Genomic DNA, 846 nt, shown 5'->3' with positions numbered 1-846 from the left:
CCCATTTGTTTACGAACAGTGACTCAAATCAAAGTCCAAAACATGAAACTTCAGATTTCATAAAAACAGACATCATCTCTCATTACATTCTGTATATGCAAAATCAACCCTTGAATGTCTGAATAATGGTGTTGTGCCATGGATCGGACAGGTGCTGCAACAGGTTGTCGAAGGGGCCTTTTCCGGTGACGTTGTGCTGAATCACAAATCCCAAGAATGCCAGCATTGCCAGTCTCCCGTTGGCAATCTCCTTCTCCTTGGCCTCCGGAGTGGGGGCGAAGTTGAGGGGGTTGAAAATGCCCCCTGGGTAGCCAACTTCATTTGGAGGTAAGCTGTAGCTCTTGAAGATGGGGTCCTGGTTCACACTGCCAGGGTTCTTGATGTCTTGCCACCTCCTGATCTCGACGTAGTGGAAGAGGATGAACTCGATCACGAACAATGTCGATGATGAGGCGAAGTACTCCGCCTTTCCTGCATCGTACCACTTCGGAACGTTGATGAGTCCGATTGATGTCAGGACCTCCGGCAGCAGCATGCCGGCGACGCCTAGCATGGCCCACCGCCCGTTCACGAGCTCCGCCTGGACGAACCATTTCAGGTTCTCCGGGTCCTCGGCTAGTCCCAACGGGTCGAATCCATTGTCTCCTGCAAGGCTGCCGTCAAGATAGGCAGGGGAGGGAAGACCGGGGAGCCATTCCCCTTTCTTGGCCTCAACCTTGAAGGAGCTGTAGGATGTAACCGCCTGCCTAACCGACACTTCCCGGTTCAACTTCCCGGAGGAGCCGGTTAGGAACTTGGTTTTCGACGAGGACGGCCGGAGAATGGTGACGGAGGCTTGTGTAGCGA

1 protein-coding gene is annotated in these 846 nt (G+C 53.3%); it reads right to left on the bottom strand.

Going from position 1 to position 846, the window contains the following annotated elements; all coding sequences use genetic code 11:
- Positions 1-103: 103 nt before the first annotated feature.
- On the bottom strand, positions 104-846 hold a 743-nt coding region (locus D2V08_RS18160; RefSeq protein WP_147374028.1), incomplete at its 5' end, for a chlorophyll a/b-binding protein.

This window comes from Flagellimonas lutimaris, from assembly GCF_003581615.1.
In the GTDB taxonomy this organism is placed as follows: Bacteria; Bacteroidota; Bacteroidia; order Flavobacteriales; family Flavobacteriaceae; genus Flagellimonas; species Flagellimonas lutimaris.
The sequence above is the reverse complement of the archived record's forward strand: the minus strand, read 5'-3'. Positions and strand labels throughout refer to the sequence as shown.